Below are 18,423 nucleotides of genomic sequence, written 5' to 3'. Positions count from 1 at the left end.
TCACAAAAATCAATGAAAAAAAATCTTTGTCATGAAATCATGACAAAGATTCGTTTAATCTCGAGAACTTTCACGTGTTCCTTCACTATTTGATTGACTAGTTGAAGGAGTGTTTCCTTGTTGATTCCCCTGATTTGGAGTTGTAGAAGAACCTTGGTTCCCACGTTGTGCAGAACTAGAAGATGAAGTTGACGGTGGTGTTTTCGGTTTGTAGATGGAAAGTTTGATACGCGTGCTAGCAAGGTCAACCTGTTCACCCGCTTTTGGTGTTTGATCTACAACTGTACCTTCTGCTGTCCCTTCAGGAGCAGTCGAAACCTCGACAACCTCAATATTAGCCTCTTTTACACCGACAATCTGAGTCAAATTATTCTTTGTAAATTCGAGACTTGAACCAATATAACTTGGCATAGAAACACTTGTTACTTTCTTAGCAACCGTTAAAGTAATTGTGCTGGCTTTTGAAAGATCATAAGTCGTACCTGCCGCAGGACTTTGTCTGAGAATGGTTCCAGGTTCGCTTTCGCTGGATTCCTCCTCTTCCATCTTGATTAGATTCTCAGGAACCTTCTTCCCCTTGAGTTCAGCTACGACATCCGTATACTTGCGTCCGACGTAATTACTCAATTGGAAGGATTTCTTACCAGAAGAAACAATCAAATTAACCTTGGTTCCTTCTTTTCGGCCGCTACCAGCTTCTGGATCCGTTCGAATAACACGTCCTTCTGCTACGGTATCGCTGGCCTCTGACTTTTCTTCACCGGCTTCAAACTTGGATTTTTTAAGAGCTTCCTTAGCCTCTGCAACGGTTTGTCCAGCTACGTCAGGAATAGCAAGCGTTGCTGGTGTTCTTGACAAAATCCAGACCAAAGAGGCTACAACCAATAGGAGACTAGCCAAAAGAATCATATAGCGAGCCTTAAACTTCCGTTTCTTGGCTGGCTTTGGCGCTGGAGCCGGCTCTGCCACCGGTTGAGTTGGTTTCTTTGGCTGAGGGCGTTCTTCCTGCGCCGGAGCTTTAGGAATCGATGTCAGTGTACTTTGTGGAACTTTAGGTAAAGTCTTAGTGTCTGCCTTACTCGCATCGTCAAAGACCAGTTTCGGTTCATTCCGGCGATTATAAGACAAGCTAGTTGACAAGTCCACATACATTTCTGAAACAGACTGATAACGATCTGACAGCTTCTTAGCAGTTGCCTTGATGACAACATTTTCTAAAGCCTGAGGGACAGATGGGTTTTCAGCTATGACGGACGGAAGTGGCTTCTGGAAATGCTGTAGGGCAATCGTAACCGCACTATCCCCATCATAAGGGATATGCCCCGTCAGCATTTCATAGAAGATAATCCCCATTGCATAGATATCACTCTGGAAGGTCGCTTTAGAACCACGCGCTTGTTCAGGTGACAAATAATGAACGGAGCCTAACATTGAGTTGGTCTGGGTCAGACTGGTCTCCGCAAAGGCTACGGCAATCCCAAAGTCCGTGACCTTAGCTGTGCCGTCTGGTGTCAAGAGGATATTTTGAGGTTTCAAATCCCGGTGAACAATTCCTCGAGTATGGGCTAAGCGCATGGCTAAGAGGATTTGTCCCATAATCCGAACTGCTTCTTCGTTTGAAAGAGGATAGTGTTCTTTGATATAACGCTTGAGGTCAAGGCCTGCTACGTATTCCATAGCTAGGTACTGTTGACCGTCTTCCTCACCAATATCTGTTATCCGAACGATATGAGGATGGTCCAGATCCGCCATGGCCCTCGCTTCACGTTGGAAACGTGCCACAGCAATCGGGTCCGTCTGGTAGTTGGTTCTCAGGACCTTCACTGCCACTTCTTCCCCGTCTAGGATCAAATCCTTGGCCAAGTATACATCTGCCATGCCTCCTCGACCAATCTGCTTGACAATCCGATACCGCCCGGCAAAAATCTTGCCGATTTGGATCATTCTGCTGCCTCCTCGTTCATGTAAACAAGGGCAACCGTAATGTTGTCTAAACCTCCTGCATTGTTAGCGAAGCGAATGAGGGTTGCCGCCTTGTCTGCTAGGGAAATATCGCTGGTTACGATATCATAAATCTCGCCAGCCGAAATCATATTGGTCAAGCCATCACTGTTGAGTAGGAGATAATCCCCAGACTCCAGTGTAATCATTCCAAAATCGGGTTGAATTTCATCTTTTTGTCCGATAGACTGGGTGATGATATTCTTTTGAGGGTGAGTTTCTGCCTCTTCTGGAGTCAATTGACCAGCTTTGAGCAATTCATTAACCAAGGAATGGTCACTCGTCAACTGGTGGTATTCTTCTCCACGAATCAAACCGATACGAGAATCTCCAATGTGAGCATAGATGGCTTGGTTGTCAATAAACGCAACAGCTTCTAGCGTTGTTCCCATGCCTCTATATGCTTCGTCCTGACCTAGTTGATGAATTTTTTGATTTTCAATCCCTAGGTAGTGGGCAAACCACTCACGAACTTCATTGACTGAGTTAATTTGAGTATCTACCCAATCCACACCGAGGTCTGTGACTGCCATCTCACTAGCGATATTTCCTGCACGGTGTCCTCCCATTCCGTCAGCCAAGATGATCATAGTGCGTCCTGCTCGGTTGACAAAGTGATTGACATAGTCCTGATTATTTGTCCGTTTCTGACCAACATCTGTTAATAATGCTATTTCCATTGTGTCAGTTCCTTCCTATTCTGATATCTTGCGAAATTGGCTGATAAAGAATCCATCACTTCCATACAATTCAGGAGTAATCAGGATGCAGCCATCTTTCAGGATATCTTTGCATTCGTGTTCTAGTTTAACCTGCTCGAACTCGGGGTGACTTTCTAAAAACGCCTCAACGACTTGAAAGTTCTCCTCAGAGACAATAGTACAGGTACTATACGTTATTATACCACCTTTTCGTAGCGTTTGACAAACACTACCTAATATTTCCAGCTGAATTTCCTGTAAGGACGTGAAATCTGCCGTTTCCTTATTGTATTTGATGTCTGGTTTACGACGCAAGAGTCCAATCCCAGAACAGGGAGCATCTACCAAAATCTTATCAAAAGAGTCCTTTTCAAAAAACTCATGCACCTTTCTGGCATCCAATTTTTGCGTTTGCACTTGATCTGCCACACCTAAACGCTCCGCATTTTCTTGGATCAAGTCCAACTTATGGTCATAAAGATCCAAAGCCGTCACCTTACCGGATGTGAGGTAAGAGGCCATATGGGCTGTTTTTCCACCCGGAGCGGCACAGGCATCTAGGACCTGTTCATCACCTTGTAGATCAAGAGTCGGAGCAACCAGTTGACTGGATTCATCTTGGATGGTTATAGCCCCTTCTGCGAACAAATCATGACCTGCAAAGTGGCCTTGCTCCTTGACCAGACCTGTGGCCGCCAAAGGGGAATCAGTCGTCTCTAACACAGCTTTGATTTCCTCTTTTCGGCTCAAGTCAGTCACCCGAATGCTGGCTTTGTTACGCACCAAAAGGCTTTCAAAAATGGCTTGGGCTCGCTCTTCCCCGTACTCTTCCTTGAGCTTAGATACTAGCCAAACTGGGAGAGAATAGGCAATGGAATCACGCTTGTTTTTGCGTTTGATGCTGTCAATATCTGGCCACCCTTCTCGCACGATACGGCGAAGGACGGCGTTGACTAATTTTTCACTGCCTTTTTTACGGGCTTTGGCTAGTTCCACTGCTTCATTAACAACAGCGTGATTAGGAATTTTATCCAGATACCGAAGTTGGTAAGCGCTCAGGAGGAGCAGGATATAGAGCCAGTTATCTAGCTTATCCCGGTCTTCGATAAAGTGGGACAGGTACCATTCCAGAGTCAGTTTTCGGGCTACCGTACCGTAGACAATCTCTGTCACCAAACCCTTATCTGCTGCTGAGAGGTGACTCCCCTTGAGGTGTTTATTTAAAGCAATATTGGAATATGCTTGGTTAACCAAAACATCCTCTAGCACTGCTAGAGCTAGATTTCTAGCCGTTTCTACTTTAGTCACCAAATCGTTCTCCTACAGTCAATGTTCGTCCAACTCCGTTGAGGAAGGAAGCAATGTCCATCTTAGGCTTACCTGCTGGCTGCACTTGCTTGAGAGACAGAGCTCCTTCAGCCGTTGCGACAATCAATTCCTTCTTGCCAATAGACAGGATCTCGCCTGGAGCTCCCTGACCTTCTACTGGCAGGGCTTCATAGATCTTAAAGCGGTCTCCTTTGAGAAAAGTGTGGGCAACAGGCCATGGATTCATCCCTCTGATTTGGTTAAAGAGTTGACGATTGGTTTTAGTCCAATCGAGTTTCTCTTCTTCTGGTTTAATATTTGGCGAGAAAGTGACCTGACTAGGATCTTGTGGTTCTGGCTGAATTTCACCAGCTATATAGCCAGGAAGAGTATCCAAAAGCAAGTCACGACCAACAATCGCTAATTTCTCAAATAAGGTTCCAACATTATCCTCATCTGTGATAGGAATACTGCGACGGGAAATCATATCTCCTGCATCCATTTCCTTAACCATCTCCATAATGGTCACACCGGCTTCCTCATCCCCTTGAATCAAGGCATAATGAATGGGGGCGCCACCACGGTGTTTTGGAAGGAGGGAAGCGTGAACGTTGACCGCAAAATCCATGCTATCAAGGAGTTTACTTGGGAGAAATTGCCCAAAAGCAGCGGTCACAATCCCATCCGCCCCTAGCTTCATAATGGCTTCCATCTCTGGGCTTCCAGATAATTTTTCAGGTTGGTAGATGGGAAGGCCTGCTTCTTTGGCAGCCTGCTTGACTGGGGTTTCTTGGATTACTTTTTTACGGCCGACAGCGCGGTCTGGCTGGGTCACAACAGCTAGAATCTCGTAACGGTCATCTGATAACAACCCCTTCAAAACTGTCGCTGAAAATTCAGGTGTCCCCATAAAGATTAGTTTTGTCATTTCTTCTCCTTCTTATAAAAATTGTTGCGGCTCATGGTCAATACTGAGACGAAGCTCGCTATTTTCCCGTTCTTGAGTCAAGGCCAAAACTCGATTGAGGGTTGGTCCTAGTTCATCTTCTAAACGGTATTTAATCAAAATCTGGTAATGATAAAGGTTGTGGGTACGGGCGATGGGTTTTGGCGTTGGTCCAAGGATTTTACTAGTTTCCGATAAACCTGAGCGCAAAATTCCCATAACTTCATAGGCACGTTTGACAACCTCTTCTTCTTTCTTGTGAGAGAGGGTAATCCCAATCGTGAAATAATAAGGCGGGTAGCCGAGTTGGCGTCTGATACCCATTTCATAGGCATAAAAGCCTTCGTAGTCTTGATCTTTAGCAAAACGAATGGCATAGTGCTCAGGATTGTATGACTGGATCAAGACCTGCCCAGCCTTCTCCGCTCGACCTGCACGACCAGCCACCTGAGTTAAGAGCTGGAAGGTTCTCTCAGAAGAACGGAAATCAGGCAAGTTCAAGGCCGTATCTGCATTGAGCACTCCTACTAGGGTTACATTTGGAAAATCCAAGCCCTTGGCAATCATCTGAGTTCCCAGCAAGATATCCGCTTCGCCTTGACCAAACTGGTCAAGAAGAGCTTGGTGACTGCCTTTCCTACGGGTCGTATCCACATCCATTCGCAGAATGCGGGCCTGAGGAAAGAGTTCTGCCAGCTCATCGTAGGCTTTCTGAGTCCCTGTACCGTAGTAGCGAATGCTGCGACTCTGACAGTTAGGACAGACATGAGGAATTCCCTTAGAAAAGCCACAGTAATGACAGTTCATGGTTTTGGTATCCATATGCAAGGTGAGAGAAATATCACAGTTGGGACAAGTATCCACCGTCCCACACTCCCGACACATAACAAAGCTAGAATAACCCCGACGGTTGAGCATGAGGACTACCTGTTCTTTTTTATCCAGGCGATCTCGAATGGCCTCTAGCAAAGGAGGCGTAAAGTTTGATGTCTCATTCTGCCCGATATAGTCACGAAAGTCAATCACTTGAACCTCAGGAATGGTGGCTAAAGGATTGGCTCGTTGGGTCAGGCGTAAGTGTTGATAAACACCTTTGCCAGCCCGCGCACGGCTTTCTAAGCTCGGTGTTGCCGAACCAAGGACTAGGGCTGCTTGATTGTACTGGGCTCGTAAAATGGCGACCTCTCTGGCATGATAACGGGGATTGCTGTCTTGTTTGTAGCTAGCTTCATGCTCTTCATCGATAATCATGACACCTAGATTTTTCAAAGGAGCAAAGATAGCTGATCGAGCGCCAACGACAACTTGGGCATCGCCACGCTCAACCTTGCGCCATTCATCGTACTTTTCACCATTGGAAAGGCCTGAGTGGAGGATAGCTACTTTCTCGCCAAAACGAGCAATGAACCGTTCCGTCATTTGTGGCGTCAGAGAAATCTCAGGTACCAGCAAAATAGCTGTCTTGCCCTTGTCCAAGGCTCCTTGGATGATTTGCAAGTATACCTCCGTTTTCCCACTTCCTGTAATCCCTTGAAGGAGGAAAGGAGGCTGTTGACTGCTAATAGCACTGATAACAGCATCGCGAGCTTGTCTTTGCTCTTGGTTCAGCTCCAAAGGTCTACTTGCTTCAATGCCTTCAAAATAAGCGGCTGAGCGTTGCACTTCCTTTTGGACTAGGGTTAGAGCTCCTTGCTCCACAAAGAAGTTGACTTGCTCCCGCGAGTAGGAATCTAACAAACTAGCTAGAGGAGCACTTCCAGGATGAGACAGCAAATAGTCTCTCAGCTCTGCCTTTTTCTTGGCACGTGCAGAAATCTCAATACCTTCTAACTGCTCAACATGGACCTCGTACCAAGACTGGGTTTTGACCTTCTTCTGATCGACAGCCTGGTATTCTAAGCGGAGCAGACCTTTTCTGGTCAAGCGCATCATTTCTGCCTGCTTGGCTAAATCTAGAGAAGAAAAGGCTAGCGAATCTTCTGAACCAAACAAGCGCTCTTTGTCTGCCTGGCTTAGGCCTTCTAAAGGATAGAGAATCTTATCATAACTGGAGTTTAAAAATCCCGGAAGCATGGCTTTTAGGATGGAGATTTTGTAAGAAAAGACAGACTTACGTAGCTCCTCTGCCAGCCAGAGTTGCTCCTGAGTCAAAACTGGAGAAAAGTCTAGCACCTCCGCAATCTCTTTCAAGTCCTGATCTGTCACTTCTTCATCTGAATGGGACTCCAAGCCCAGCACAATTCCTTGGATCAAACGATTGCCCTTACCGAAGGGGACATGGACCCGCATACCGACTTCCAGCATGTCTACAAATTCCTCTGGGACCTTGTAGCTATAGGGCTGGTCCGTCTGCATCAGGGGAACATCCACGATAATTTTTGCGATAGCCATCTTCTCACCTCCTTCTTGTCACTACATTCTTGCAATAGAAAAAATAAGATTGAGTCCCCCCAACCTTAAATTTTTTCACCATCTTCTTTTTCTTTAGCGATTTGCTCTTTGATTTTCTTTTCTTCTTCTTCTTTGCGGCGTTTTTCTTCTTCGATACGGAGACGAACTGCTTCACGTTTTCCTTCTGGATCTGGGTGAATGGTTACATTTCCAGACTCGATTTCTTCTAAAGCACGAAGAGTTGATTTTTCAGATTTGAATTCTTGAGTTGCAGGTGCTCCAGCTTCTAATTCGTGGGCACGTTTTGCTTCCAAGATTACGAGTGAATATTTTGATGGTACCTTGTCCAGCAAGGTATCAATAGAGGGTTTTAACATCATTTGCTTGTACCTGTTTCCTATAGTTTATCGAGGGGTTGGAGATTTTGGCAACATCTCTTGATAGTGACCAATGACACGGTCCACACGGAAGTGTTCTGCTTCGATCACACGCTTGACACGTTCAGCGGCGAGGGGCACCTGATCGTTGACAATGGCATAGTCATACTCACGCATGAGGGCAATTTCTTCCTTGGCTTTTTCGATTCGTTGGGCAATCACTTCAGCGCTATCTGTTCCACGACCTACCAAACGATCTTGTAATTCATCCAAATCTGGTGGTGTTAGGAAGATAAAGACAGCATCTGGAACTTTTTTCTTAACCTGAAGGGCTCCTTGGACTTCAATCTCAAGAAAGACATCGATTCCCTTGTCCAGAGTTTCATTGACATAGGTCAGAGGAGTTCCATAGTAATTACCGACATATTCTGCATATTCCAACATCTGACCTTGACGGATCAGCTCTTCAAACTCTTCACGAGTACGGAAGAAATAGTCCACTCCGTCCACTTCACCAGGACGTTGCGCGCGTGTCGTCATCGATACAGAGTATTGAAATTGATTCTCAGAACTCTCAAAAATCTCTCTTCTAACCGTTCCTTTCCCAACTCCTGAAGGACCAGAAAAAACGATTAGCAAGCCTCGGTCTGCCATTATGTCTCCTTTAGTTAGTCTGTGAAATAAAGTAAAATTTCTCTCGGATACTGATGATCGCGTCAGTTATCCTTCTACAGTCTTTCTATCTAGTGTAACAAAAAAGCAGTAATTTTTCAACTGCTCTTTCTTATTTATTTAGCATAATCTACTGCACGAAGTTCACGGATCACGGTTACCTTGATATTTCCTGGGTAATCGAGATTGTTTTCAATTTTCTCACGAACTTTGTGAGCTAAGATTGTGACTTTGTCGTCTTTGATTTGTCCTGGATTAACCATGATACGAATTTCACGTCCTGCTTGAAGGGCAAAGCTATTTTGCACTCCTTCAAAGCCATTGGCGATTTCTTCCAAATCGTGGAGACGCTTGATATAGTTTTCAAGAGATTCACTACGAGCACCTGGACGCGCTGCACTCAAGGCATCTGCTGCAGCAACGATCACTGCAATGACGCTTTCGGCTTCGACATCTCCGTGGTGGCTAGCAATAGTATTCACCACAACTGGGTGTTCCTTGTACTTACGAGCCAACTCCGTACCAATCTCAACGTGACTACCTTCAACCTCGCGGTCAATAGCTTTCCCGATGTCATGAAGGAATCCAGCACGACGGGCAAGAGCTGCATTTTCACCAAGTTCACTGGCAATGATACCAGATAACTTAGCAACCTCAATCGAATGACGCAAGACATTTTGTCCATATGAAGTACGGAACTGCAAACGTCCCATGATCTTCATCAAGTCTGGATGGAGGTTAGGCGCACCAATCTCATAAGCAGCAGCCTCACCGTATTCACGGATTTTATTGTCAATCTCCTGACGGTTTTTCTCCACCAACTCCTCGATACGAGCTGGGTGGATACGGCCATCCTTGAGCAACATTTCCATGGTCATACGAGCAATTTCACGACGAATTGGATCAAATCCTGACAAGGTCACCACTTCCGGTGTATCGTCGATAATCACATCGACCCCTGTCAAACTTTCAAAGGTACGAATATTTCGCCCTTCACGACCGATAATGCGACCCTTCATAGTATCATCTGGTAGGTGAACTGTCGAGTTTGTTGACTCTGCTACATAGTCACCAGCGATACGCTGCATAGCCTGAACCAAGATATCTTTCGCAATCTTGTCTGAACGTTCCTTCACTTCTTGCTCAGCCTCACGAATGCGGCTAGCAATTTCCTTAGTCAAGTTTTCCTCTGTCTGAGCCAAGATAATATCTCGAGCCTCAGTTTGGGAAAGGGAACCGATATGTTCAAGTTCAGCTTCTTTTTGTCTTTCGACTTCCTCTAATTGCTCTTCACGTGCATCAAGGTTTTTTGCTCTATCAGAAATACTTTGTTCTTTTTGTTCAAGTGTTTTTTCTTTGTTCGTCAAATTGTCGTCCTTACGGTCAAGGCTCGTAGCTCTCTCCGTCAAACGACTTTCAATTTGCTTGAGCTCCTGACGTTCTGACTTAAATTCAGCGTCCACTTCTTCACGGTATTTTCTGGCTTCCTCTTTGGCCTCCAATAGTGCTTCTTTTTTAAGAGACTTGCTTTCGCTCTTGGCTTCATTTAGCAATAAATCCGCTTCGCGCTCAGCTTGTCCTCGTAAATTAGTTGCTTCTTGTTCAGCATTTAGAAGCATCAACTCTGCAGCCTCTTGAGATGATTTCATCTTAGCTGAGATGCTGACATATCCAATGACTAAACCAATGATGACGGCAAAAACAGCAATCGCAAGTGTCATGATTTCCATGTTTTTACCTCATTAAATTTGTTTATCGAATGACATACATTCCTTAATATTCTATCATAAAAAAGGAATTTAAACAAACCTAAATTGAAGAGTTTTGTGTGAATTTTGGAAGAAAGTTCTGAAATCACAAAACCAACTTTCTAACTCTTAAAAATGACATTTTCATTAAAACATACAATAAAAAAGCCCACCTTTCAGTAGACTTAGTTTGATTCTATTCTTATCGGCACTCTGCCGAAATTCTGCTCTGCTATACTTGGGTGTCCTAGTTGGTAAATCTGGTCTGCCTTTTGAGTCATGGCATCCCAAGGTTCTTTGCCAATTCGGCTGGCTAGATAGACCTGCTCTTTCAGAGATTTGAGGTGTTGTCTTCCTTTTTCAGTAAAGCCAAGAACATGGATAGCTTCTGGCAAGTCGCTTTCTCTGGCCTGCACCAAAATATAAGTCAAGAGGCGTCTGACACGCGCCTTGGTGTAGCGTTTGGTCGCAACTGCCTCGACCAATTCGTCAACAGACTGGGCTGTTTTGATAGCTTCCTTGATGCGCACAGCCATTTCTTGATTGACCTGATAGATGGTCGTCAGGTCTGGATTTGACAAAATTTGATAGCAGAGCAAGGGAAAATAGTCGTCCCAACTCACCTTACGGGCCTGCTCAAAGAGGGCAACGGAAGGCATAAAGCGTTCTAAGAAATCTTGGTCTGATTGATGCTGACGGAGAGCTGTTGCCGAGGCAAAGTCCACATCCTTATCCACAGAATGGTAACCCGCTCCCTGACGCTGAATCGGCTGAAGCTTGATGTTTCGTCCTGCAACCGCCTTGGCATAGGCCAAAGCCAGAACATGATTGGGGGTATGGCCTGAAAAATCAAGACTAGCAAATTCCTTCCACATAGTTTGGGTTTTCTGGGGATAGGAGAGGGAATCAGGCAGATTATCCACAAAATTCTCCATCTCAGTACCTTGCTCTGTGTATAAGTCAGCAATTTTCTGATAATCCAGAACTTCCTCTGTCCCAAAAGCTAGGGTATCAATACCTAACCGCGCCAAGATATCCACAGCTCCTTTGCCAAAGAAATCCGCCGCCTGAACACTGACTAAAAAAGGCAATTCCACTACCAGATCCGCTCCATTTTCCAGCGCCATCTGAGCCCGTGTCCACTTGTCCACGATAGCAGGCTCTCCACGCTGCATGAAATTCCCAGACATGGCCACAATTTTCAACCCTTTAGCCTGTTCTAGCAGGTATTTGTGCCCATTATGAAAAGGATTGAACTCCGCGATAATACCTGTGATGGTCATGATGTTCTCCTACTTCTGCGCGACAAAAAACCAACGGGTACTTGTCTCTGTCGGCTCCTTATCCTCAAAGTCCGCATAGAGTTTGAAAGACTTGAAACCAGCTTGTTCCAGCAAAATATCATAGGTCAAGACCTCATAGGTCCGCTCCTCATGCACTTCATCGTGGCGACTAAAGGAACCGTCAGCCTCTTTGATAAAGAAGGTCAACTCATGCACGATGGAGTGAGGTGCTGCATCCTCATAGGTATCCCAGAGCATGGCAAAATCTTCGGCATTTTCATGATAGGAATAACCTGGAAAAACCTCGTCAGTCTGGTAGGTCGAATGTACATCAAAGATAAAAACACCATCTTCCTTGAGGGCATTATAGACTTCCCTAAAGACATCCCCTACTTCCACCTCATCCTGCATGTAGCAGATAGAGTCCGAATAACACGTGACAAAGTCGTATTGACCTGCCTTAGATAAATCCAGCATATTGCCTTCAATAAAATCAATCTTTTGCTTGGCTGATGTTGCTCTCTTCTCCGCAATCTTCAGCATATCCGCGCTCAAGTCAAGCCCCGTCACATCAAAGCCAGCTTGAGAAAAGCGGACAGACTGGATGCCTGTCCCACAAGCCAATTCCAAAAGCTTCTTTCTCTCCTTGGTTTTAGGCAAATGACGCAGAGAAAAATTCGTCCATTTATCGTATAAACTGTCATCCATGACCGCATCATAGACCGCCGCAAAGGTTTCATAAGTCGCCATAAAACATGATACCAAGTCCGCCCGTAATTCGATAGAAAATTAGGAGCCTGACGATGGAGCCGAGCTCCAAGGAAGGCTATCTATTTTCCGACGATTACAGGGCGGGTTCTAATCCTTTCTAAGATACAAAGAGCGTTAAAAGCAAAGAGAAAATAGAAACTTTCTGCCGTATCATCAGATACAAGGGAAGGTTACTCTTTTTCTCACAGCTTGAGTTCATGTTCAGTTTCAACATCAACCAAACACGGCACTCTTTACTTTTCTATCAATTGTCTTCTAAAATAAGCAAAGAAACCCAGTTGACTGCAACTGAGTTCATCTACTAGGCCAAGGCTTCTGAAATGTCTACAGAATGCGCCTCATGCCATAGTTTTTCAAGGTTGTAGTGGGAACGCATTTCTTCTGAAAAGATATGCACGACGACACCACCGAGGTCTAGTAGAACCCAACCTCCCGCTGCATCACCTTCGACATGACTGCCTTTAACACCAGCTTCTGCTACTTTTTCACGAATGTTATCAGCGATTGCGTCCAACTGACGGCTATTCATCGAGCTCGTGATAACAAAGTAGTCTGTCACGCTGGTCAAATCTTGTACGTCAAGTGCAAGGATATCCTCCGCACGTTTCTCATCAGCCGCTTTCACGACTAGTTCTAGTAATTCTTTTTCGTTCATTTAGTCCTCTTTTTAGAAAATACGTTTGTAGTCTAGGACATCTGCAAAGCGCCCCTCCCAAATGTTCTCATAAAATTCATTGATCGTTTCTGCTGGAATGTCATCACCATCAAAGGTTGTGACAGCACCTTCTGGAATAATAAGCTTATAGCCATATTCAAAGGCAACCTTGACAGATGTATCCACACAATATTCTGTCTGCATACCACATAAAACTAATTTTTCAATTCCTTGTTTATCCAAGTGTTCTTTTAAGCCAGTTTCTTTGAAAATACTATTATACTTCTTCTGAAAGACCTTTTCATCAGGTTTTCGATTTAAAAGCGCAGATAACTGCCAATCTTCTGATGTTTGGGCTTCAGGGTTCTCAATATGTTGAACATAGATAATTTCAATATTCTTGCTTCTAGCTTGGTTTTGTAAACAAGAAATTTTTTCCAATAGCCTTTCTGTCTTAAAACCTGTTTCCACTAAAATATTTTGTACATCAATAATGATAAAAGCTGTCTTCATTTAGTCCTCTTTCAAATAGTGCACAAAGGCGTTATAGGTTTCAAGGGTTTGGGGATAGATGGGGAATCCCTGATGGGCTAGATGCTCCACGGTACGAGCCGTTTCGTAGGCCACTGCCTTATTGAGTGATAGACTTGCAATTTCACGCGCCACATCTACGCCTGGAAAGGCACGATTGTGCTCGATGTAGTCTGCTACATAGATGACCTTGTCTAGATCGGTCATCTGACCAGCCCCAACTGTATGGATTTCAATAGCTCTTAGGATCTCCGGATCACGCAAATCCAAATCTTCCTGAATCTTGTAGATGCCAACCATCCCATGCCAGACATTATTGCCCCAGTTTTTGAGGTCAGGGTCTAGCTGATAACGGTCAATCAAGTTTAGAAATTCCTGATCTGACAGCTTTTTAGCATAGTCGTGGAGAAGACCTGCTAGGCCTGCTTTCTCACTATCCACACCAAAGCGCTGAGCCAATTCTATGGCTGCACGCTCCACACCCAAGCAATGAGTTAAGCGTTTTTCAGGTAGAAGCTCTGCCATTTTTTCCAACAAAGCCTCACGGGAGCAGTTGATATAGTCTTGATAGGCCATCAGTAGAGTCCCTCCTTCTCGATATAGTCTAGTACTGGCTGAGGTAGGAGAAAGTTGGGCTTCCGACCTTGGGCAAGGAAATCACGCACCATACTGGATGAGATATCCATGAGAGGTACATCCACCCAGATGACTGGATAAGAAGTCCCTGCCTTGTAGCGTGGTCGCTGAACCCCCACAAACTGAACCATGTCGACTAGTTCATCAATTCGGTACCACTTGGGCAGATAGTCCACCATATCAGCCCCGATAATGAAGTAATAATCCGTATCCGGATGTTGCTCTATCAAAATCTTCATGGTGTCGTAGGTGTAAGAAATACCCTTACGCTCCAACTCAATAGTTTCAATGTCCAGACCTTCGATCCCCTCAATCGCCAATTCAAGCATCTTGAGACGGTGGTGTTCAGGGATGGTTTCTTTTTTGTCCACATGAGGTGGTTGGTATTCAGGCATGAGCAGGACCTGGTCCAGTCCTAACTGTTGTCGTACTTGGTCCGCCACAACAAGATGGGCATGGTGAACGGGGTTAAAATTCCCCCCTAAAATCCCAACTTGTTTGCGTTTTTTCTCCTTGATTTCTGGCTCCAACTCTACCTTGGTAAAGGGAGTCAATAATTCGATTGCCATAGGCTCGTCTTCCTTTAATTCTCTGTAAAAACAGTTTCTTGGAGTTTCAGTCTTAGATTTCTTTAACTTTTCTAGAAATCTTGCGATTTTCTTTCTTGCTAGATTGTTTAAACAAGATCAAAATGCGTCCGATTTTTTGGACAGTATCCACACCAATTTCTTCTTCCAAAATTTCAGCTACTTCGTGGATGTTTTCATCTGTGTTTTGTAAGAGAGTAACCTTGATTAATTCACGCGCGTCAAGAGCTTGACGGACGCTGGTCTTGATTTGGTCGTTGAGACCATTTTTTCCAATTTGAATGATGGGTTTGAGGGTGTGTGCCTGGCTGTTGAGGAAGGCACGTTGTTTTGATGTTAATGACATATTCTTTCTTCCTTTTTGGATAGTTATTTTAGGTGGTGGGGGACGGTCGGAACTAATTTTTCAAAGACTTCATCTTTGAAAAATGGATTTCCTGACCTCACAATTGAGCCTAGGTCTCAATTGTGCCCCTTGCCAACCTAAAGATTGGCAATCACACCACGGCAATAACTATCTTTGTATGAGCTCACTTTGTTCGCTCAGCGATTTTATTATAATACTTTTAAATAATTGCTTTGCGTGTGACGACGGCGACGCCTTCTGGTGCCCAGATGGCGACTTTGGCGGTGCCTGTTACGCGGATCCAGCCTAGGCCTGAAATGACTAGGTCTGTCTTGTCCTTGATGGTAAAGACATGCTGGACTAGTTTTGGGAAATCTTCTTTTTCCTTGCTATTTGGTGGTGTTAGAAGGGTTCCGACGTGCTTGTCATAGAAAGCACTAGCGCCTTCTAGCTTGGTACGGTGGAGTTTAAGTTCATTGTCAAAGAAAGCTGTGAATCCTTGCTTTTCTCCTGATATGAAGTCAAAGCGTCCAAGACCACCTAAAAACAGGGTTTGTTCAGGATTGAGTTGATAGGTTTTTGGCTTGATTTCCTTTTTAGGGCTGACATACTTGAGGTTTTTAGCCGTCAAGTAGTGGGCCATCTGGCGTCGGTGGATAATCCCCGGTGTATCGTAGATATAAGATCCATCATCAAGTGGAATCTCAATCTTGTCCAAGGTTGTCCCTGGAAAGCGTGAAGTCGTGATGACATTCTGATCACCCGTTATTTCTTGAATAATGGCATTGATTAGAGTTGATTTTCCAACGTTAGTCACACCGACCACATAGACATCGCGTCCCTTACGGTAGTGTTCAATCTTGTCAATGACTTCCTTAATGGCATGCTTGTTTTGGGCTGAAGTCAGGACGACATCAACAGGACGAAGTCCTTCTTCGTGGGCACGTTCCATGAGCCACTGGCTAATCTTGCTCGGTTTAACTGACTTGGGCAGAATATCTTTTTTATTTCCGACCAAGAGGACATCATTGCCCGAGACGAAACGTGGCAAGCCTGGGATGACAGAGCCATTAAAGTCAAAAATATCTATGACATTGACCACTAAGGCATCACTGTCTCCCACCTCATGCAAGAGCTTGAGGAAATCATCGTCCGTCAACTGGACATCTGTGATTTCATTGTAATGGCGGAGACGGAAACAGCGTTGGCAATAAACTTCACCAGTCTCCAAACCTTTTTCGAGTGCTGACTGGGGAGTGAAACCAAGACCAGCCTTGTCTGTCGTCTGAATGGTTGCTCCACATCCAATACAGAGAATTTCTTCCATAGTTAAATTCCTTTTTTATATGTAATCGGTCCATACTTTTCAGTGATTCTTCGCATGACACGGCGCTCACGAGCCCGATTAATCTGCGTTTTAATGGAGTCGTGTTGGACCAAGGGTTTGACTAGGATCGAGCGAATGCCTGCACGGTGCGCTGCTCGTATATCCGTCATAAGTTGGTCGCCGACCATGACCACTTCATTTTTCTCATAGTGGAATTCCTTCATGGCACGGTCAATCCCAAAAGTGAAAGGCTTCAAGGCCCAATAAACGTAATCAATCCCAAACTTCTCAACTGCGCGTTGTACCCGTTTTTTTGTATTATTTGATACCACTATGATGCGAATGCCTGCATCCCGAAGGTCATGTAACCATTGCTTCATCTCTGGCGTCCCATCAGGGTTGTTCCAAGCAATGAGGGTATTATCCAAATCGACCAAAACAGCCTTGATCCCCTGCGCCTGCAGGCTTGGGACTGTCAGATCATAAACTGCTTCCACAGCAAAATCTGGCATGTAATTTTCAATCGCCATTCTGGCTCCTTTTCTTTTTAATTTCTAGCAATATTCTTTAAATATTGGGCTAAGACTACCCATAAAATGAGACTAGCTAGCAAAATATAAATCCAAGCATTTGGTTCATTTGCAAACGGTAAGGGAACATTCATTCCGAAGAATCCTGTAATAACTGCAAGGATAGCTAGCAAGACTGAGATAATTGTCAAAGTTGTCAAATTATCATTTAGATTATTATTTAGGATGTTGTTGTAAGAGGCTGAGAGTTGTTGCAAAACTTGAGAAATCAAGTCTGTCATCGAAACCAACTGATGCGCTTCAATCATGGCATCGTCAAACTGTTCTCTCTCAACTTCGTTAAAACTGCGATAAAGGGCATGTCCTTGGATATGTTCCAAGAGGAGACGATTTTGTTTGGCAGCAGCAGTCAGGTAAACCATACCAGTTTCCAAGTCAGAGAGAGCAAAAAGATTTTTTTTAGTTGTTTTTTGACGAAGAAGTGCACTGATTTCATCCTTACCTTTATCCATCTCTTCAATCACTGGATAATAAGCATTGCTAATAATCTCTAAACTGGCAAAAAGAAATTTGTAGATTGAAACAACTTCATGGCTTTCAAGGTAGGATGCCATTCGTTTAATCACATAACTATTCTTGTGGTTGCTAATTGTGATCAGCCGTTGTTTTTCAACGATAAAGGTCATCGGAATCGCTTCATAATATTCTTTGTCTTTTTCTAAGTCAAGAACATTATAAATGAAGGTTACCGTTCCCGTTTCACGGTGATAGTCCATGTGGGCACGCTCATTTCTATCCAGAGCATACTCGATGGTTTCCTTGTCCAATCCATAGACATCCGAAAGGTCTTCCATGTTTTTAATCTTGTCTACATCAAGGTCTATCCACGTACAATCGTGACCTAATTTTTTCTCTACAAATAGCATACTCTCTCCTTTACCAAACTCCTTCTATTGTACCACAAATCTGCTAAAATAGCCGGCCTATTCAGTACGAGATAGATTGCTGACGACGGTGATATTACGATTTGGAACAAAGTGAAGGGCTTGATCGTCACCTCGCAGTTGAGTTGTACGGATCCCTACGCTAACGACCTTTCCAGAAACGGTAATCGGTCCATTTGTGAGAACCACTTCATCGCCCACATCAAGCTGGCGTTCAAAGAGGATGAAAAAGCCATTGATGACATCGGATAGAAAGCCTTGCGCCCCCATACCAATGGCCACCCCAGCAATCCCCGCACCAGCAAGGAGGCTAGAAACTGGCAAACCTAAAATAGACAGGATACAGTAGAGCAGAAAGAAATAAAGAATGTAGTTAAAGACATTCTCCAGCAAACGGGAGATAGTCTTTTGTCTTCCTGCATCTCGATTGGAAAATTTAAGCGAGGGCTTGACAATCTTTCGTACAGTTGCATGAAGCATCTTTTTAGCTATATAAAATAGTAAAAACAAAATCAAAAGAGAAATCACCTTGGTCAAGAGATTCTCTAACATGGTTGTTAAATCAAGTTTATCAAAATAGCGTTGAAAAAAATCTTGCATATAAAACTCCTTTTCCCTATTATACCATAAAATCGCCCTTCTCTTTTCTTTCATAATTATTCAATTATC

The 18,423-nt window shown here is 44.2% G+C and carries 19 protein-coding genes; all 19 read right to left on the bottom strand.

Annotated features, from left to right (window positions below):
* Positions 1-54 precede the first annotated feature (54 nt).
* Positions 55-1,944, bottom strand: a complete 1,890-nt coding sequence (pknB, locus tag AC4ME5_RS06060; protein ID WP_491800338.1) for a Stk1 family PASTA domain-containing Ser/Thr kinase — start codon at positions 1,942-1,944, stop codon at positions 55-57.
* Positions 1,941-2,681 carry a Stp1/IreP family PP2C-type Ser/Thr phosphatase gene (locus tag AC4ME5_RS06055; protein WP_491800337.1) on the bottom strand — a complete coding sequence of 247 codons (741 nt, stop codon included), beginning with the start codon at positions 2,679-2,681 and terminating at the stop codon, positions 1,941-1,943. The genes pknB and AC4ME5_RS06055 overlap by 4 nt, the downstream gene beginning before the upstream one ends.
* A 15-nt stretch (positions 2,682-2,696) precedes the next feature.
* The gene (rsmB, locus tag AC4ME5_RS06050) at positions 2,697-4,010 is read right to left on the bottom strand and encodes a 16S rRNA (cytosine(967)-C(5))-methyltransferase RsmB (RefSeq protein WP_491800336.1); all 1,314 of its coding nucleotides are present in this window, start codon (positions 4,008-4,010) and stop codon (positions 2,697-2,699) included.
* Positions 4,003-4,938, bottom strand: a complete 936-nt coding sequence (fmt, locus tag AC4ME5_RS06045; protein WP_491800335.1) for a methionyl-tRNA formyltransferase — start codon at positions 4,936-4,938, stop codon at positions 4,003-4,005. The genes rsmB and fmt overlap by 8 nt, the downstream gene beginning before the upstream one ends.
* 12 nt (positions 4,939-4,950) lie before the next feature.
* Complete coding sequence (locus AC4ME5_RS06040; RefSeq protein ID WP_491800334.1) at positions 4,951-7,347, bottom strand: primosomal protein N'; 2,397 nt, start codon at positions 7,345-7,347, stop codon at positions 4,951-4,953.
* Between the two features lie 65 nt (positions 7,348-7,412).
* Positions 7,413-7,727, bottom strand: a complete 315-nt coding sequence (gene rpoZ / locus AC4ME5_RS06035; protein ID WP_002874282.1) for a DNA-directed RNA polymerase subunit omega — start codon at positions 7,725-7,727, stop codon at positions 7,413-7,415.
* 24 nt (positions 7,728-7,751) lie between these two features.
* The gene (gene gmk / locus AC4ME5_RS06030; protein ID WP_409002430.1) at positions 7,752-8,378 is read right to left on the bottom strand and encodes a guanylate kinase; all 627 of its coding nucleotides are present in this window, start codon (positions 8,376-8,378) and stop codon (positions 7,752-7,754) included.
* 134 nt (positions 8,379-8,512) lie between these two features.
* A complete protein-coding gene (locus AC4ME5_RS06025) occupies positions 8,513-10,126 on the bottom strand; it encodes a ribonuclease Y (protein ID WP_491800333.1) in 1,614 nt (537 codons plus the stop codon).
* A 203-nt stretch (positions 10,127-10,329) separates the two neighbouring features.
* Positions 10,330-11,427: a nucleotidyltransferase gene (locus AC4ME5_RS06020; protein ID WP_491800332.1), complete on the bottom strand. Its 1,098-nt coding sequence runs from the start codon at positions 11,425-11,427 to the stop codon at positions 10,330-10,332.
* 9 nt (positions 11,428-11,436) lie between these two features.
* Positions 11,437-12,177 (bottom strand): class I SAM-dependent DNA methyltransferase, encoded by a 741-nt coding sequence (locus tag AC4ME5_RS06015; RefSeq protein ID WP_491800331.1) that lies wholly within the window; start codon positions 12,175-12,177, stop codon positions 11,437-11,439.
* A 322-nt stretch (positions 12,178-12,499) separates the two neighbouring features.
* A complete protein-coding gene (rsfS, locus tag AC4ME5_RS06010) occupies positions 12,500-12,853 on the bottom strand; it encodes a ribosome silencing factor (RefSeq protein WP_045617599.1) in 354 nt (117 codons plus the stop codon).
* A 12-nt stretch (positions 12,854-12,865) separates the two neighbouring features.
* Entirely contained in the window at positions 12,866-13,366 is a 501-nt protein-coding gene (locus AC4ME5_RS06005; RefSeq protein WP_491800330.1) for a cysteine hydrolase family protein, read from the bottom strand.
* A complete protein-coding gene (gene yqeK / locus AC4ME5_RS06000; protein ID WP_491800329.1) occupies positions 13,367-13,960 on the bottom strand; it encodes a bis(5'-nucleosyl)-tetraphosphatase (symmetrical) YqeK in 594 nt (197 codons plus the stop codon). It lies immediately after the preceding gene.
* Complete coding sequence (locus AC4ME5_RS05995; protein ID WP_491800328.1) at positions 13,960-14,589, bottom strand: nicotinate-nucleotide adenylyltransferase; 630 nt, start codon at positions 14,587-14,589, stop codon at positions 13,960-13,962. The genes yqeK and AC4ME5_RS05995 overlap by 1 nt, the downstream gene beginning before the upstream one ends.
* A 52-nt stretch (positions 14,590-14,641) precedes the next feature.
* Positions 14,642-14,953: a ribosome assembly RNA-binding protein YhbY gene (yhbY, locus tag AC4ME5_RS05990; protein ID WP_491800327.1), complete on the bottom strand. Its 312-nt coding sequence runs from the start codon at positions 14,951-14,953 to the stop codon at positions 14,642-14,644.
* 220 nt (positions 14,954-15,173) lie between these two features.
* Entirely contained in the window at positions 15,174-16,280 is a 1,107-nt protein-coding gene (gene yqeH, locus AC4ME5_RS05985) for a ribosome biogenesis GTPase YqeH (protein WP_491800326.1), read from the bottom strand.
* Positions 16,281-16,282: 2 nt separating this feature from the next.
* Positions 16,283-16,810, bottom strand: a complete 528-nt coding sequence (locus AC4ME5_RS05980) for a YqeG family HAD IIIA-type phosphatase (RefSeq protein WP_491800325.1) — start codon at positions 16,808-16,810, stop codon at positions 16,283-16,285.
* 17 nt (positions 16,811-16,827) lie between these two features.
* Positions 16,828-17,736 (bottom strand): magnesium transporter CorA family protein, encoded by a 909-nt coding sequence (locus AC4ME5_RS05975; protein ID WP_000899712.1) that lies wholly within the window; start codon positions 17,734-17,736, stop codon positions 16,828-16,830.
* Positions 17,737-17,793: 57 nt separating this feature from the next.
* Positions 17,794-18,354, bottom strand: a complete 561-nt coding sequence (locus AC4ME5_RS05970; protein WP_001150572.1) for a mechanosensitive ion channel family protein — start codon at positions 18,352-18,354, stop codon at positions 17,794-17,796.
* Positions 18,355-18,423: the final 69 nt, after the last annotated feature.

The organism is Streptococcus sp. A69 (assembly GCF_058556195.1).
This window is presented reverse-complemented; position numbering and strand designations above follow the sequence as displayed.

Bases quoted from the DNA above. Each gene is read 5' to 3' on its own strand.
- AC4ME5_RS05970 (WP_001150572.1), bottom strand. From the start codon at position 18,354: ATGCAAGATTTTTTTCAACGCTATTTTGATAAACTTGATTTAACAACC.
- AC4ME5_RS06040 (WP_491800334.1), bottom strand. From the start codon at position 7,347: ATGGCTATCGCAAAAATTATCGTGGATGTTCCCCTGATGCAGACGGAC.
- pknB (WP_491800338.1), bottom strand. From the start codon at position 1,944: ATGATCCAAATCGGCAAGATTTTTGCCGGGCGGTATCGGATTGTCAAG.
- fmt (WP_491800335.1), bottom strand. From the start codon at position 4,938: ATGACAAAACTAATCTTTATGGGGACACCTGAATTTTCAGCGACAGTT.
- AC4ME5_RS06020 (WP_491800332.1), bottom strand. From the start codon at position 11,427: ATGACCATCACAGGTATTATCGCGGAGTTCAATCCTTTTCATAATGGG.
- AC4ME5_RS05975 (WP_000899712.1), bottom strand. From the start codon at position 17,736: ATGCTATTTGTAGAGAAAAAATTAGGTCACGATTGTACGTGGATAGAC.
- AC4ME5_RS06015 (WP_491800331.1), bottom strand. From the start codon at position 12,177: ATGGCGACTTATGAAACCTTTGCGGCGGTCTATGATGCGGTCATGGAT.
- yqeH (WP_491800326.1), bottom strand. From the start codon at position 16,280: ATGGAAGAAATTCTCTGTATTGGATGTGGAGCAACCATTCAGACGACA.
- rsfS (WP_045617599.1), bottom strand. From the start codon at position 12,853: ATGAACGAAAAAGAATTACTAGAACTAGTCGTGAAAGCGGCTGATGAG.
- AC4ME5_RS06055 (WP_491800337.1), bottom strand. From the start codon at position 2,681: ATGGAAATAGCATTATTAACAGATGTTGGTCAGAAACGGACAAATAAT.
- yhbY (WP_491800327.1), bottom strand. From the start codon at position 14,953: ATGTCATTAACATCAAAACAACGTGCCTTCCTCAACAGCCAGGCACAC.
- gmk (WP_409002430.1), bottom strand. From the start codon at position 8,378: ATGGCAGACCGAGGCTTGCTAATCGTTTTTTCTGGTCCTTCAGGAGTT.
- AC4ME5_RS05995 (WP_491800328.1), bottom strand. From the start codon at position 14,589: ATGGCAATCGAATTATTGACTCCCTTTACCAAGGTAGAGTTGGAGCCA.
- AC4ME5_RS06025 (WP_491800333.1), bottom strand. From the start codon at position 10,126: ATGGAAATCATGACACTTGCGATTGCTGTTTTTGCCGTCATCATTGGT.
- AC4ME5_RS05980 (WP_491800325.1), bottom strand. From the start codon at position 16,810: ATGGCGATTGAAAATTACATGCCAGATTTTGCTGTGGAAGCAGTTTAT.
- rpoZ (WP_002874282.1), bottom strand. From the start codon at position 7,727: ATGATGTTAAAACCCTCTATTGATACCTTGCTGGACAAGGTACCATCA.
- yqeK (WP_491800329.1), bottom strand. From the start codon at position 13,960: ATGGCCTATCAAGACTATATCAACTGCTCCCGTGAGGCTTTGTTGGAA.
- AC4ME5_RS06005 (WP_491800330.1), bottom strand. From the start codon at position 13,366: ATGAAGACAGCTTTTATCATTATTGATGTACAAAATATTTTAGTGGAA.